General features: G+C 66.7%; 13 protein-coding genes. 3 read left to right on the forward strand and 10 right to left on the reverse strand.

Features of this window, described 5'->3' with window-relative positions:
* Positions 1-7: 7 nt before the first annotated feature.
* The 5 genes from MF609_RS18380 to MF609_RS18400 form a co-directional block, all read right to left on the reverse strand.
* Complete coding sequence (locus MF609_RS18380) at positions 8-373, reverse strand: CsbD family protein (RefSeq protein WP_242417529.1); 366 nt, start codon at positions 371-373, stop codon at positions 8-10.
* Between the two features lie 29 nt (positions 374-402).
* Complete coding sequence (locus tag MF609_RS18385; protein WP_242417530.1) at positions 403-723, reverse strand: hypothetical protein; 321 nt, start codon at positions 721-723, stop codon at positions 403-405.
* A gap of 97 nt (positions 724-820) precedes the next feature.
* On the reverse strand, positions 821-1,015 hold the full coding sequence (locus MF609_RS18390; protein ID WP_242417531.1) for a hypothetical protein: 195 nt from the start codon (positions 1,013-1,015) through the stop codon (positions 821-823).
* Between the two features lie 271 nt (positions 1,016-1,286).
* Entirely contained in the window at positions 1,287-3,602 is a 2,316-nt protein-coding gene (locus tag MF609_RS18395) for a 3-hydroxyacyl-CoA dehydrogenase/enoyl-CoA hydratase family protein (RefSeq protein WP_242417565.1), read from the reverse strand.
* Complete coding sequence (locus MF609_RS18400; RefSeq protein ID WP_242417532.1) at positions 3,602-4,735, reverse strand: thiolase family protein; 1,134 nt, start codon at positions 4,733-4,735, stop codon at positions 3,602-3,604. Before MF609_RS18400 ends, MF609_RS18395 begins: the two co-directional genes overlap by 1 nt.
* 95 nt (positions 4,736-4,830) lie before the next feature.
* Between MF609_RS18400 and MF609_RS18405 the strand changes: the two genes are divergently transcribed.
* Entirely contained in the window at positions 4,831-5,235 is a 405-nt protein-coding gene (locus MF609_RS18405) for a MerR family transcriptional regulator (protein ID WP_242417533.1), read from the forward strand.
* 200 nt (positions 5,236-5,435) lie between these two features.
* Here the strand turns inward: MF609_RS18405 and MF609_RS18410 are convergent, their stop codons facing one another.
* From MF609_RS18410 to MF609_RS18430, 5 genes are all read right to left on the reverse strand, one after another.
* Positions 5,436-8,135, reverse strand: a complete 2,700-nt coding sequence (locus MF609_RS18410) for a TonB-dependent receptor (protein WP_242417534.1) — start codon at positions 8,133-8,135, stop codon at positions 5,436-5,438.
* Between the two features lie 176 nt (positions 8,136-8,311).
* A complete protein-coding gene (locus MF609_RS18415; RefSeq protein WP_242417535.1) occupies positions 8,312-8,731 on the reverse strand; it encodes an ASCH domain-containing protein in 420 nt (139 codons plus the stop codon).
* A 56-nt stretch (positions 8,732-8,787) separates the two neighbouring features.
* The gene (locus MF609_RS18420; protein ID WP_242417536.1) at positions 8,788-8,973 is read right to left on the reverse strand and encodes a hypothetical protein; all 186 of its coding nucleotides are present in this window, start codon (positions 8,971-8,973) and stop codon (positions 8,788-8,790) included.
* Positions 8,974-9,525: 552 nt separating this feature from the next.
* Entirely contained in the window at positions 9,526-10,602 is a 1,077-nt protein-coding gene (locus tag MF609_RS18425) for an ABC transporter ATP-binding protein (protein WP_242417537.1), read from the reverse strand.
* Complete coding sequence (locus MF609_RS18430) at positions 10,599-11,675, reverse strand: LacI family DNA-binding transcriptional regulator (protein ID WP_242417538.1); 1,077 nt, start codon at positions 11,673-11,675, stop codon at positions 10,599-10,601. Before MF609_RS18430 ends, MF609_RS18425 begins: the two co-directional genes overlap by 4 nt.
* A gap of 128 nt (positions 11,676-11,803) precedes the next feature.
* On the opposite strand from MF609_RS18430, the gene MF609_RS18435 reads away from it, so the two are divergent.
* Both MF609_RS18435 and MF609_RS18440 read left to right on the forward strand, forming a co-directional pair.
* Positions 11,804-13,090, forward strand: a complete 1,287-nt coding sequence (locus MF609_RS18435) for a hypothetical protein (RefSeq protein ID WP_242417539.1) — start codon at positions 11,804-11,806, stop codon at positions 13,088-13,090.
* On the forward strand, positions 13,087-14,370 hold the full coding sequence (locus MF609_RS18440; RefSeq protein WP_242417540.1) for an ABC transporter substrate-binding protein: 1,284 nt from the start codon (positions 13,087-13,089) through the stop codon (positions 14,368-14,370). The genes MF609_RS18435 and MF609_RS18440 overlap by 4 nt, the downstream gene beginning before the upstream one ends.
* Positions 14,371-14,463 lie beyond the last annotated feature (93 nt).

The following is a 14,463-nucleotide window of genomic DNA, read 5'->3' on the forward strand; positions in this document are numbered from 1 at the left end:
GGCTGGATCAGCCGCGACGCCCGTGCAGCAGCCAGGCGAGGCCGTAGCCGATGATCGCGGCACCCGCGGCCCACAGCAGCGGGCGGTCCTCGACGGTGCGCGCGGCGACCTGTCCGCCCTGCTGCGCGCGGTCGGCGACCTGGCGGCCGGCGGTCTTCAGCTTCGCGCGGGCTTCGTCGGCGAGTGCGGGGGCGCTGTCGATCGCATCCTCGACGATCGCGCGGACGCGGCCATAGCTGTGCTGCACGCCGCCCGCGACCTGGTCGACGATGCCGTCGGTCTGCAGGCCGCGATGGTCGACGACATCGCCGACGGTCTTTTCGACCTTGCCGGTGGCGTAGCGGACGCCGCCTTCGAATTCATCCTTGTTCATGATGCTGGTCCTTTTCCAATGGGTTGGGGTCAGGGCAGGACGTTGCAGCCCGCGGCCGCCTTGCCGACCGCCAGCGCGATCGCCGGGTCCCTGATCTCGCCCGCCACGCGAACGAGGTCGCCAACGGTCAACGTACCGGGGTTGGGATCGTCCTTCTTATAGGCGGCGGCGGCACGGCCGAGCTGTTGCAGCTGGCCGAGCGACAGGTCGCCCTGCAGCCGGGTGCCGACGCAATCGGCGCGCTGGGCGTCCAGCCCGTAACGCTGAAGCCCGGTCGAGATACGGGTCGCGGGCGCGGCACAGGCACCGAGCGCCAGCGTGCCGAGCAGGGTAAACGCAACTGCCTTCATGGACCGGTCTCCCACGACACGACCGCAGGAGCGCGGCCGGTCAGGGCGCATCAACCGACCGGCAGGACCGGTGTTCCTGGTATCTTTGCGGGATCCGTTAGTCGGGAAGTACCAAGACGATCAGCGCCGCCTGTTCCGCGTACAGCCGCGACATGCGCAAATGAATCGCGCGTATTTCTATTTCGGCGGTATTTTCAGCTAGTTGCCGATGTACTTCCGCCCGGCCGAGCAGATAGGCCCGCTCTTCGGTAGCGGACAGGATCGGGCTTGCGGGTTGGGCGATCTGCGACATGGCGCGATGCTATCGGTACGGTACCGTTCCGGCCATGATGCAGAACTACCGGCCGATATGGTTGTTCGATACCTGATCGAGCCAATTCGTCACTCCCGCGAAGGCGGGAGTCCATACACGCTGTCGTCGCGCTTCTATCCGAACCGTCAGCGGCAATGGATTCCCGCCTTCGCGGGAATGACGATGGTTCGGCGGGAGGCGCGCCGCCCACCCCAAACACCACGTCACCCCGGGTCAAGCCCGGGGTGACGAGAAGGGTCGCGGAACTACGTCAATTCCGCAGCGGCTTCCCCGTCTGCAGCACATGCGTCACCCGGTCCTGCGTCCGCGTGTCGCGCATCGCGTCGAGGAACACGCGGCGCTCTAGCGTCAGCAGCTGGTCCTCGGTCACGACGTCGATGATATCGGTATCGCCGCCGGTCAGCACCTCGGCTACGCGGCCCGACACGACCTCGTCATAGGGCGTCGCCAGCCCCTTCGCCCGGAAGCCGCGCACGACGTCCGCAATCGCGATCCGGCCGCTTTCGCCGGGCAGGCGATAGACCGGCGGCTCGGGCGGCGCATAGCCGTCGACCAGCGCCAGCGCCCTGGCCTTGGCATCGGCCAGCAACCGGTCGCGGTTCATGGTGATGCCGTCCGACGCCCGCAGGAAGTGCAGCTCGCGCGCCTCCGCCGCCGACTTGGACACCTTGGCGGTCGAGATCGTCTCAAACGCGACGCCGACCGCCGGCATCGGCCCGCGCGGCGTGCCCTTGGCCTTGGCGATCCGGTCGAGCAGTTCGCCATGCCCGCCCCATCCGGGGACGAGGCCCGCGCCGGCTTCGACCAGCCCCATATAGGTTTCGGCATGGGCCTGGATCGCGTCGGCGTGCAGCGAAATCTCACACCCGCCGCCCAGCGCCATGCCCGCCGGCGCGGCGACCACCGGGAAGGGGGCGTATTTCAGCGCCTTGAACGTCGCCTGCCCGCCGCCGATCATCTGTTCGATCTGCTCCCACGCGCCCGACTTCACCGCCCACAGCGCAAGGAACAGATTCGCCCCGACCGAGAAATTCGCCGCGTCGGTGTAGATCACCAGCGCCTTGAACCGGTCGCGCACGACCGCGATCGTCTCGTTCAGCAGCGCGACCACCTTGTCGTCGAGCGCGTTGCTCTTGCCGGTGAATTCGAAGCAGACGACTCCGTCGCCGACATCCCACAAGGCAGCCGATTCGTTGCGCAGCACCGGTTCCGACCGAAGCTTGACATCTTCGAGCAGCAGCACGCCCTCGCCGCGCACCACATCGGCGTAAGCGCCGTCGAGCGTCAGATATTGCCGCTGGCCGCCCTCGACCCGATAGAAACTCCGGTCGCCCACGGTGTCGAGGATCGCCGGAACGTCGCGCCCCTCGGCCCGCAACCGCGCCGCGAGCGTCGCCGCGCCGATCCGGTCGATCAGCTCGAACGGACCATATTTCCAGTTATAGCCGAGCTTCATCGCGTCATCGATCGCGACGATATCGTCGGCCGCCTCGCCCACCAGCATCGCGGCATAGGGCAGCACGCGCCCGAGGATCGCCCAGGCATAATCGCCCGCCGGCCCCTCCAGCGCGATCAGCTTGCCCACATCCTTCGCCGCATCGGCGGGCAGGTCGGCGGGCGTCTGCTGTTCGCGATAGTCGCCGGTCTTCAGGTCGAGCGCGAACTTGGTCCGCGTCGCCTTGTCGAAGCGATAGAAGCCGCCCTTGCCCTTGCGGCCGGTGAACCCCTCGGCAATCATCCGGTCGACCAAAGGCATCGGCCGCACCGTGTCGAAATAGGGATCGCCCTCGGGCAGCGTCGCGGTCAGGCTCTTGGACAGCAGCGGCATCAGGTCGATACCCACCAGATCGACCAGCCCGAAGATGCCGGTCTTGGGCACGCCCATCGGCCGCCCGCCGATCTGGTCGGCCTGTTCGACGGTCAGGCCCAAATCCATCGCCGCATTGATCGCGACCGCCAGCCAATAGGTGCCGATGCGGTTGGCGATGAAGCCCGGCGTATCCTTCGCCCGGACGATCCGCTTGCCGAGATTACGGTCGACGAAATCCTCGACCTTGCCCGCCACCGCCGGGTCGGTGTCGCGACCCCGCACGATCTCGATCAGCCGCATATAGCGCGGCGGATTGAAGAAATGGGTGATGAGGAAATCGCGCCGGAACCCCTCGCTGCGCCCGGCGACCAGATGGTCGAGCGGGATGGTCGAGGTGTTGGACGAAACGGCGGTGCCGGGACGCTTCAGCGCCTCGATCCGGGCATAGAGCGATTGCTTGATGTCCAACCGCTCGACAATCGCCTCGACGATCCAGTCGCATTCGGCGATGCGGTCGAGATGGTCGTCGATATTGCCGGTTTCGACCAGCTTCGCCGCCGATTTCGACATGAACGGCGCGGGATCGGTCTTCAGCATCCGCGCCACCGCGCCCTTGGCGACGGCGTCACGGTCGGGGCCGTCCTTGGCGATGTCGAGCAGCAGCACCGGCACCCCGGCATTGGCGACATGCGCGGCGATGCCCGCCCCCATCACCCCTGCGCCGATGACGCAGACCTTGCGGATCGCCATGTCCATCATGCGCGCTCCAGCACGGTGGCGATGCCCTGCCCGCCGCCGATGCACTGCGTCGCCAGCGCATAGCGCTTGCCCTCGCGCGCCAGCAAAGCCGCCGCCTTGCCGACGATCCGCGCGCCGGTCGCGCCCAGTGGATGGCCGATCGCGATCGCCCCGCCATCGAGGTTGATCGCCTCGTCCTTGATGCCGAGGTCGCGGATGCAGGCGATCGCCTGCGCCGCGAACGCCTCGTTGATCTCGACCACATCGATATCGTCGATGGTGAGACCGGCGCGCTCCAGCGCCTTTTTCGACGCGCCGATCGGACCCAGACCCATCGTTTCCGGCGCGCAGCCCGAAATGCCGATCGACTTGATCCGGGCGAGGATCGTCAGGCCATGCTTGGTCGCGAATTCCTCCGACGTCACCAGCACCGCGCTCGCCCCATCGGTCAGCGGCGACGAGGTGCCGGCGGTGACCGATCCGTCCTGGCGGAAGGCGGGCTTCAGGCCGGACAAGCCTTCCGTCGTCGTGTCGGGGCGGATCGTGCCGTCCTCGCTCACCACGCCGCCTTTGGTCTGGATCGGCACGATTTCTTGCGCCAGCTTGCCCGCGCTGCGCGCGTCGGCCGCCTTGCGCTGGCTGGCGACGGCGAAGGCGTCCTGTTCGTCGCGGGTGATCTGGTATTTCGTCGCGACATTCTCGGCGGTGTCGCCCATGCCCATATAGGCCCCGGCGCTCTTGGCGGCCAATGCGGGGTTGGGCAGCGGGTTGTAGCCGCCCATCGGCACCCGGCTCATCGATTCGAGGCCGGCGCAGATGAACGCCTCGCCCGCGCCGACCTCGATCTGGCCGGCGGCGATGTGGATCGCGCTCATCGACGACCCGCAGAAGCGGTTGACCGTCATGCCGCCCACCGACAGCGGCAGATCGCCCAGCAAAGCCACCATCCGCGCGACGTTGAAGCCCTGCTCCCCTTCCGGAAACGCGCAACCCATCACCACATCCTCGATCTCGGCCGCATCGACGCCGGTCCGCTCGATCAGCGCGCGCACGACCTGCGCCGCCAGATCCTCCGGCCGGACCCGCGCCAGCGCGCCCTTGCCCGCCAGATGAAAGGGAGAACGAACATAGCCTGCGATTACGGCCTTCATCGACGCGATCCTTCCCAAATGTCCGTCCATGTCTGCCATGGACATATGCCCTATACGATAGCTATGTTACCTATAGGGTAGATGGACGCGATGCAATGGCCGGCGAGGACAGGGTGATGGATCAGGAACTGCACGGCATCCACGCCGTCGCCGACACGCTGGGCATCACTCCGCGCACGCTCCGCCTGTACGAGGACAAGGGGCTGATCCACCCGGTCCGCGTCGGCAACAACCGCGCCTACAGCCACCGCGACATCGTGCGGATGCGCTTGATCCTGCGGGGAAAACGCCTGGGGTTCACCCTGCGCGAGATTCAGGAATTCCTCGACCTGTACAGCAGCGACGCCGGCAACGACGAACAGATGCACGCGCTGGCGACACGCTGCCGCACCCGCATCGACGCGCTGAACCTGCAACGCCAGGCGCTGGAACAGACGGTCGCCGAACTGGAGGAACTGGAACAAACCGCGCGGGCGAATCTGTGCCGGACGGGGCGGTAGGGCGCCCTCCCCCCGCCAACCGTATCCCCGCGCAGGCGGGGACCCAGGGTAACGAACGATACCGCCTGTAACCCTGGACCCCCGCCTGCGCGGGGGTACGGTCGGGGCAGCGGACGACATACGCCAAACCTACCAACGTCACCCCGGGCCTGACCCGGGGTCCCGCTTCTTCTTCGACAGCTCCCCCCTTCGGCCACCCGTCAGAAATTCAACCGGACGCCCAGCGCATAACGCGGTCCATAGGTTTCGAACGAGATCACCCGTTCCTTATACACCGAATAGAGAAACGTCTTTTCGTTGAACAGGTTGAGCCCCTGCGCGAACAGGGTCACCTTGTCGTTCAGCGCATAGTTGATGCTCGCGTCCCAGATGCCATAGGCGTCGACATTCACCGGCTGCCCGCGATTGCCCTGCTGCGTCTGTTCATAGGCATTGCGCCAGTTATAGGCGATCCGCGCCTGCAACGGCCCCTTTTCGTAAAAGGCCACCGCATTGTACGTCGTCGCATCGGGATCGACGAGGCTGATATTGGCCTGCACGCCCAGCCCGTCGAGCGGCTCCGGCAGCCCGGTAAAGGTGTACTGCCCCGAAAACTCGATGCCCTTGTAACTGCGGCTGCCGACATTTTCCGGCCGCGTCCGCCGGAAATCCAGTCCCTGCACCTGGATCGTCGTCGTCACCGATTCGGAGATGTTGCTCAAATCCTTGGCGAACAGCGCGACGCTCAGGAAGCTCGACCGGTCGAGATACCAGGTCAGCGCGGCGTCGTAGTTCCACCCGATCATCGGTTCGAGGCCGGGATTGCCGTCGGTGATCGCCCGTTCGCGCGGGCGCGGGTTGATGTTGCGGATGAGCAGCAGGTCACTGAGCGTCGCGCGGGTCAGCGTCTTGGCCACCGCCGCCTGGAACACGACGTCCTGGAACACGTCGAGCTTGAAGTTCGCGCTCGGCAGCAGCTGGCTGTACGATCCCGTCGCGGTGATCGGCTGCGGGTTCGACAGGTTGACGGTCGGATCGCCGCCGCCCGCCGGCGTGGTGAAGCCGAGGATTTCCTGCCCGAAGCCGCGCGAAATGACGTTGGTGCGGGTATAGCGCAGCCCGATATTGCCGCTCCACGGCCGCGACCCGAAATCGCCGCCGAACGACGCCTCGACATAGCCGCCGATGGTGCGCTCCTGCGCCGAACCGCTATTGCCCGGCACCGGGATCACCGCAAAGCCGCCGCCATTGGCCGCCAGTGCCGCGCGCGCCGCCGCCGGGTTCGCCAGTTGGTTGATCGCCGCATCGCTCAGCAGATATCTGGCGAGATCGGCGGCCGAATAGGTCGGGTAAGCGCTCTCGAACATGCCGGTGCCGAGGAAGTTGGTCGCATCCGCCGTGCCGGTGAACACGCTCGACGGGATCGACACCCCCGCCCCGCAATACAGGCATTGCAGCGCATCGGGCGTCTTGAACGAGAAGCGCGACTTCTTTCGGTCCGAAAAGTTGAAGCCTCCCGAAATCCGCCGGAGGATGCCGCTGTCGACATTCCATTTCAGGCTCGTATTGCCCTGATAGATTTCGTCCTCGACGCTGACGCCCTCATAGGTCAGGAACCCGGCCCTGGCGTTCGACGTGTCGAGGATGTTGCCCAGACCGGTATAGACCGGCATCCCCGTCGGCCCGATCGCGAACTTCACGGCGGCCGGCGAATAGCTGGGCGTGGCGAGGTTGCTTTCGAACCACGCCTGGTTGCCGCCGGTATCGTCGGTCGCCTTCGACCAGGAGAAATCGACCGTGCCGGTCAACCGGTCGGACGGAGTCCACGCCAGGTTCGCGCCCGCCTGCCAGGTCGTGGCGAGGCGCGGGCGGATCTGGTTGGTGAACATCGGCCCCGACGCGATGCCGGTATAGCTGGTGACGGTATTGTTCTGGTCGACCGTCGCGGCGGTCACGTCGCCCGGACCGCCATAGACGAAGAACACCTTGTTATCGTCGTTCACGTCCAGCTTCGAATAGAGGCCGTCCAGCGTGAACAGCAGCGTGTCGCTCGCCCGCCACTGCGCGGTCAGCAGGCCCGACATCCGCTTGCGACTGGTGCGGTTGGTGCCCCATTCGACATAGGTCGGGATCGACACGCCGCGGAATTCGGGCGTGCCGTCCTTGTTCAGGTCGAGATTCTGGTTCGCTTCCCACCCATCGGTGAAGATGCGCTTCCCCTCGATCTTGCGGTCGATATACGAAAAGGCGCCGAGAATGCCGAAGTCGCCGTCGCCGAACGTCTTGCTGAGCAGGCCGGAGAATTGCGGCGAGAATTGCCCGCGCAATTTGTCGTAATTGGCCTGTGCCGACAGCGCGACCTTGCCCTCTTTGAAATCGAACGGGCGCGCGGTGTACATGTCGACCGTCGCGGCGATCCCGCCCTCGATCTGCGACGCGGTCGGCGTCTTCGACACATCGACCCGGTTGATGAGTTCGGCGGGCAGGATGTCGAAACTGAACTCGCGCCCCTGATTCTCGGTCGCGAGGATTCGGCCATTGTACAGCGCGGTGCTGAACGCCGGGCCGAGGCCGCGCACGGTGATGAACTGCCCCTCGCCATTGTCGCGGGAGATGGTGACGCCGGGAATGCGCTGGATCGCCTCGGCGATATTCTGGTCGGGCAGCTTGCCGATATCGTCGGCGACGATCGAATCGACGATATTGTCGGCGTTGCGCTTGATATCGGTCGCCCGCCGCAAACTTTCGCGCAGGCCGGTGACGATGATCTCGCCATCCTCGGCCGCGACCGACGCATCCTGCACCGCGCCATCCGGGGCGGTCGGTGGCGGTGGCGGCGTCTGCGCCAATGCCGGGGTGACGGTCAGAAACATGGCCGAGCCGGCCAGGCTGAGCAAGCGGAACCGCTTCACGGGGGTCATGCCGTATCCTCTCCCTATCGCTCCCGCTTCGCAGCCGTTCGTGCGGCCATCATCCGGAAGTATGGGATAGGTTTAACGATCAACCTTCCGCACGGCAAGCGGTCTTGTGCGGTGGCGTACCGTAAAGGTCGGACAGGTAGAAAGCCGAACCGAACCGGATCGACGCGCCGGGGAGGCTATCCGCCTGCGGGAAACACGTGGACGACCTCGAACTCCTCGCACCAGAGGTCCATCGTGTCGGAATAGAGGCCAAGCCCCTCGAAAAAGCGCCGATGCGCCTGTCGCCAATAGCACAGGCTCAGGTCCCCTTCGCCCTCCTTGCGGGCGAAATCCTCGGAAACGGCGTTGAACGGGATTCTACGAAGGCTGACCGTTTCGACGATGGCCCGCGGCCGTCCGCTCCCGTCGCAGACGACGGACCGGCGTCCGGGTTCGGTCTGCTGCCCATCGGCGGCGGCCCAGCACGTCGCCGTCTTCCTGCCGCACAGTACGAGCGCCAGCAGGGCATCGGCAAGCGCGGGCGTATCGCCGAAGGAAAATCGCTCGAAGCTCTGCCAGTCGTCGGGAGGGAAGTCCTGCAACGTGATGTCGGGCACTCCCTCGACCGCACCGGCGCGTGGAACGGCACCCGTGATGCCGATCCGCTATATCCTCAGGCCAGTTGCCACACCGCATAACCGGTCAGCAGCACCGCCGCCGCCACCGACATGCCGAACAGTACATAGCCGATATAGTTCATGATCGCGGGGTTCGGGCGCTGGGCGCGCTGGTTGTGCGAGGCGGCCGACAGCACGAAGCTTGCCAGCAACCCGTAAGTGAACACCGCCGTCTCGACCATCGCGCGCCAGATCCTTGTGCCTGCATCGTGCGGCTGCCCCCCGGCTCGCCGCCTGCGTGGCTAAATCATAGCCGGTCGCAACTATCAATTGGTTAAGACGGAACCGATCGCCCGGCAAAGGCGTTTCAGCTTGTTTTTCCTGTACCCGCCCTTCGGGCGCGGCCTGCAACGGGCGATGCCCTGTCTCGGCACCGCCTGCGCCTGACCGAAGGTGCCGGGGGCGTTCGCGTACGTGCGGGGTGTAACGAGCGGGTCGGACAGCCGCTTCGGTTGCCGGGTTCACGCGAAGGCGCGGAGACGCGAAGAAGAAGATAGATTTCGCGCAGAGGCGCAGAGGGGGTTGCGCTTGATGCCCCGGCGCACTCGATCGGCAGACGACTGCACCCGCTTTCGGCAAGGACGAGGCCGCTGGCGCGGGTAAGGTGGCCCCGGACGCACCCTCTCCGCGCCTCTGCGCCTCTGCGCGAAATCTAACCTTCTTCTACCCTCATGCCGACGAAGATGCGAAAGGCCGCGCGCCTTCGCGTGAATCAACCCCGACCGACCACCGCCTCAATCGACCGCGATGCCGTCCGCGCCGAACACCAGCATCCGCGCCGGATCGACATGGAGCGTGATCGCGTGCGCAACCGCATGATGCCCGTCCAGCTTCGCACGGAACGCATCGCCCGAGGGCAGCGCGCCATAGAGATAGGTCGAATGGCCCAGCGCCTCGACCGCCTCGATCGCCATCGGTAGCGCGATGCTGTCACCGCCGCCCACCAGCGTCACATGTTCGGGCCGCAGCCCCAGCGTCGCGCGCCCGCCGACCGCCAGCGCCGCGCCGCGCGTCGAGGCGACCCGCACTCCGCCCGCCATGTCGAACAGGGTCACACCCCCATCGCGCCCGGCGACCGTCGCGTCGAACAGATTGATCCGCGGGCTGCCGATGAAGCCGGCGGTAAAGACATTGGCCGGCCGGTCATACACCTCCAGCGGGGTGCCGACCTGCGCGATCCGGCCCTGATCGAGGATAACCAGACGGTCGGCCAGCGTCATCGCCTCGACCTGATCGTGCGTCACATAGATCATCGTCGCGCCCAGACGCCGATGCAGCGCGGCCAGTTCGTGCCGCATCCGCACGCGCAGATCGGCGTCGAGGTTCGACAGCGGCTCGTCGAACAGGAAGATGTCGGGGTTGCGCACGATCGCGCGGCCGATCGCCACCCGCTGCCGCTGTCCGCCCGACAGCTGGCTGGGCATCCGGTCGAGCAGCGCGTCCAGTTCCAGCACCTGCGCGGCATGGGCGACCTGTTCGGCGATCGCCGCCTTGGGCGTCCGCAGGTTCTTCAAACCGAAGCTCAAATTCTCGCGCACGGTCATGTGCGGATAGAGGGCATAGGACTGGAACACCATCGCCACGCCCCGGTCCGACGCCGGCACCCGCGTCACGTCGCGCCCGCCGATGCGGATATGACCGCCGCTCACCGTTTCCAGTCCCGCGATCATCCGCAGCACGGTCGACTTGCCACACCCCGACGACCCGACCAGCACGACGAACTCCCCGGCGGCGACGTTCAGGTCGATGCCGCGGATCGTGTCGACCCCGTCATAGGATTTGGTCAGCGCTTCCAGTTGCAAGCCACTCATTCGGTTTCCAGCTCCCATGCCGCCGCGCTGCTGTCGCCGGCCACGAATTCGGCAGCGATGCGGATCGGCGATCCCGCCTTGCCCGGTTCGCACAGCAGCGCTTCGGCGGCGCGGCGGCCCTTTTCGAACGCGTTCTGGCGAACGGTGGTCAGCCGCACCCCGTCGCGCGGACGGCCCGGCGGGTCGATCCCGTCATAGCCGGTCACCGACATGCGGCGCGGCACCGACAGGCCCAGCGCATCGCACCGCGCCATCACGCCATACGCCAACCGGTCGGAGAAACAGACCATCGCGGTCAGGTCATGCTGTCGCCGCAGCAGCCGGTCGACCGCGCGCGCGCCGCCCTCCTCGTCATTGGGCGTTTCGCAGACGAGGATGCCGTCGGCGGCCACGCCCGCCGCATCGAACGCGTCGCGACATCCCAGCACGCGCTCATGCACCACGTGATTTTCGTCCGACACGTCGCGGTCGAGCGCGAACAACTCGCCATGGTCCTGCGACCAGGGGAAGGTGACGATGGCGATGTTGCGATGGCCGAGCGCCAGCAGGTGCGCGACGACGCTGCGCATCATCTCGCGGTCGTTGGTCAGCACGCTCGGCAATTGCGGCGCGTCGAAGTCCACGACCACGGTCGGCAGCCCGCGCGCCAGCGCCTTGCGGATCGTCGGATGGCTCTTGTACGGCGCGTTCAATATATATCCGTCGACGATCGCGGTCAGGCTGTCCAACCGCTCCGGATGCTTGTTGTTGAGCGGAATCAGGACGATGTTCGCCCCTTCCTCCTCGCACACCGACGATATGCCGCGCAGGAACGCGATGTCGTGCGCATCGGTGAAGGCATAGCTGAGCTGGTCGTTGAAGATCACGCCGATCGCGCCGCACCGCCCGGTGCGCAGCGATCGTGCGGCGGGGTTGGGACCTTCATAGTGAACTTTCGCGGCATGGGCGAGGATGCGGTCGCGCAGTTCCTTCGACACCTTCGCCGGGTTGTTATAGGCGTTGGACACGGAGGTATGCGTCACGCCCAGATCGGCCGCGATCGATTTCAGCGTGGCGCGTTTCGCGCGGGCCATGGCATCCTCTCCGGGTGGTTGCTCCACCGTCCTGCCCCCTGACTACCCCGCCGCCTTGACAGCCGCAACAGCGAATGTTTAACGATAAACATGCCACCCGGCAAACGGGGGCAGACGGAGAGGAGCGAGTGGCACCGATGGCCGCCAAGCCGAATATCCCGCGCATCCGCTCCGCCGCGCTGCTGGCGCTGGCGCTGCTCGCCGCGCCGACCCCCATGCTTGCCCGCGCGCAGACCCGGCCGGCGGCCGAACAGGTCGCGCCGCGCGTCAACCTCGCTCATTTCGACCATCTCTATGCCGAACGCGACCTGGGCGGCGAACGGGTGGGCATCCTGCATATCTATAGCGAGGCGCCCGACTATCGCTTCGCCATCGAACCGCGCGAGGGATACACCTGCGTCGACGATGTGGCGCGCGGGATCGTCCTGCTCTCGGCCGGCCATCCCGATGCGAAGCGGCGGCATCAGATCGAGATGCTGACCCGCTTCGTCCTGCAGATGCAGGCGGACAATGGCTATTTCCACAATTTCCTGTGGGGCGACGGGCGGATCAACCGCGAATACCGCACGTCGCTCGCCGAACTGAACTGGTGGTCGCTGCGGGCCTTGTGGGGGCTGGAGGCGGCGCTGCCCCACCTTTCCCCCGACACTGCCAGGCGCACCCGCGCCGCCGCCGACCGGTTGGTGGCGAAGCTGAAACGCGACCTGCCGACCGCCGCCGCCGGCACGACGATGGTCGAGGGGCTGGCGATCCCGACCTGGCTGCCGCTCGAATCCGGGGCCGATGCCGGGTCGACCGCGCTGCTGGGGCTGCTGCCGCATTGGCAGCGCACCGGCGATCCGGCGACGCGCGCGCTGATCGGGCGGATCGGCGACGGGCTGGTCGCGATGCAGGCCGGCGACGCGCGCCGCTTTCCCCATGGCGCGCATCTCAGCTGGCGCAACAGCTGGCACGCCTGGGGCAATGCGCAGGCCTATGTGCTGCTGCGCGCGGGCAAGGCGCTGAACCGGCGCGACTTCATCGACAGCGCCCTGCGCGAGGTCGATCATTTCTACCCTTATCTCTTGCGCACCGGCATGCGCGCGTCCTTCACCCTGTCGCGGACGGACAAGGGATATGTTGCGCTCGACCAGCAGCGTTTTTCGCAGATCGCCTATGGCCTCGCCCCGATGATCCTTGCCGCGACCGAAGCCTATCGCCAGACCGGCAACCCGCGCTATCGCACCACCGCGCAAGGGCTGGGCCGCTGGTTCACCGGCAGCAACGATGCGCGCCGGGCGGTCTACGACCCCGCGACCGGGCGGACCTATGACGGCATCGTCGCCCCCGGACGGGTCAACCCGAATTCGGGGGCGGAATCGACGATCGAGGGGCTGTTCGCCCTCACCGCGCTGGCCGGCACAAGGCTGCCATGACGACACGGCGCGACGCGCTCCTGATGACGCTGGGCGGCGCGGCGCTGCTGGCCGGTTGCGGGCGGCAGGCGGCGGAGCGACGCACCGACCGCATCCTGCTGTGGATCGCGCCCAATGCGGCGGAGGAGAGCTTCTGGAAGGTTGCCGTCGCCCGGTGGAACGCGCAGCGGATCGGCCTGCCGGTCGACTTCACCACCATTCCCACCGCCGGCAATTCGGAGGATACCGTGCTGTCCGCGCTGGTCGCCGGTACCGAGCCCGATCTGTGCACCAACGTCTTTTCCGGCTTTGCGGTGCAGCTGGCCGCGCTGGGGCAGGTCGCCGATCTCGCCGCGATGCCGGGCTATGACACGCTAGTCGAGCGCCGCCACATGCGCACGATCATGGCCGGGTGGACGCAGGGGAAACAGGTCGCGGCGCTGCCGATCTATTCCAGCCCGACGCTATTGTGGTGGCGCGCCGACCTGCTCGAACGACATGGGCTGGGCGAGCCGCCCGCGACCTATGCCGATGTCTATCGCTTCTGCGAACGCTATGCCGTGCGCCAGTCGCGCTACGGTATGCAGATGATTGCCGGGCGCGCGTGGCAGGATCGCTGGTTCGACTATATCTCCTATTATTACGCCGCCAGCGGGGGTCAGCCCTATCTGGCGGGTACCCATGCGCTGTACGACAATGCGGCGGGGCTGCAGGCTGCCGGCTTCGTCGACCGCATGTATCGGCAAGGCTGGACCGCGCTCGACTTCGATGCCGAGGAGCCGCTGGTGTCGGGCCTTGCCGCCGGTGCGGTGCGGGGGCCGTGGGATGTCGAACGCTTCGCCAATATCTATCCCGACACCCTCGCGCGGATCGCGGTGGGACCGATGATCGCCCCCACGGTCGGCCCCCTGCCCGCCTCGACCTTTTCCGACAGCAAGGGCGCGGTGATCTTTCGCAGCAGCCGGGTCCAGCGCGACGCCTTCGCCTTCCTGTCCTGGGCGCTGGGCGAAGAAGCGCTGAACCTGTTGTGGTTGCAGCGCACCGGCCTGTCCCCGGCGCGCGACGACCTGCTGACCAACCCTGCCTTCGCCGATTATTATCGCGGCAACGCCATCGCTCGCGCCTATGCCGCCAATGTCGCGACCGCGCGGCCCCCGGCGCTGTCCGAACATACCATCGATATCCAGAAGATCATGAGCGCGCGCCTCGTCGAACCGCTGATGCTGGGCAGCGCCAAGCCCGCCGCCGCATTAGCCGATGCGGTGGCGCGGACGGACCGGATGCTGGAGGTACAGGCATGAGGACCCGCGAACCGCTTTTGTGCGAGACCTTTGCGAAAGTCGCGCGCATTGCTGCAAACCAGACGTACCCCGGCGAAGGCCGGGGTCCAGTTG

Origin of the sequence: Sphingomonas panni (genome assembly GCF_022664435.1) — a bacterium.
Taxonomy (GTDB): Bacteria; Pseudomonadota; Alphaproteobacteria; order Sphingomonadales; family Sphingomonadaceae; genus Sphingomonas; species Sphingomonas panni.